The organism is Bartonella sp. AP4SXKL, from assembly GCF_042195845.1.
Classification (GTDB): Bacteria; Pseudomonadota; Alphaproteobacteria; order Rhizobiales; family Rhizobiaceae; genus Bartonella.
In genome coordinates this window covers 1-905 of the sequence record NZ_JBHIPA010000061.1, presented here as the reverse complement: position 1 = coordinate 905, position 905 = coordinate 1, and the positions used below count along the sequence as shown (strand labels likewise).

The 905-nt window shown below is 38.7% G+C and carries 1 pseudogene; it reads left to right on the top strand.

Going from position 1 to position 905, the window contains the following annotated elements:
* Nucleotides 1-905, top strand: a pseudogene (locus tag ACFIMI_RS09665) (hypothetical protein); the annotation flags it as partial.

Sequence of the window (905 nt, the reverse complement as noted above, 5' to 3'; positions counted from 1 at the left end):
AAAGGCAGAGCTGTAAGGACACAAGAAAACAGTAGAATTACGTTCCTTGCAAATGGTGAGATTAGCGCTAAATCAACGGATGCTATCACGGGTGGTCAGCTTTTTGAAACGAATGATAAGGTTGTTACTTATTTAGGAGGCAATGCAGCTTTTAATAATGGTGTGTTTACTGGGCCGACCTATAGTTTATCGGAGATTGATAAAGATGGTAAGATAACAGCCAAACCTTTTACCAATGTTGGTTCAGCTTTTGAAGGACTTGATACAAATATCAAGAATGTCAATCAGAGGATTAAGGAAGTTTCTGAAGGAGTCGCACAGGATTCTTTGAATTGGAATAATGAAGCCAATGCATTTGTAGCTAAGCATGGAACGGAAGGAAACAATAGCAAATTGAAGTTTCTATTAGATGGAGAAATTTCTAAAGGTTCAACAGAAGCGATCACTGGCAACCAACTTTATTCAATGAATCAAACATTTGCGACCTATTTTGGTGGAGGTGCAGGTTATAATGAAAAGGGAGAATGGGTTGCACCCACCTTCAAACTTAAAACTGTCAATGATGATGGTAGCACTGGTGAGGAAAAGGTTTACAATAGTGTATCGGAAGCACTTGCAGGTGTTGCAAGTTCTATTACGAATGTTCACAATGATGTGACCAATGTAGTCAGTGATAGCCTTGCCAAGCAGGATGAAAAGACAAAAGTTATCACTATTGGTAAAGAAGTAGAAGGCAATGAAATCAATATCGCAAATAAAGACAAAGGGGATAGGATTCTTTCCGGTGTGAAAGAAGCCGTGAGAGGTAATGAAGCTGTTAATAAAGACCAGCTTGATAAAAGTCTGAAGGAGCTTTCTAACAATCTTCAGTCTGATGAATCGGCTGTTGTTCACTATGATAAACA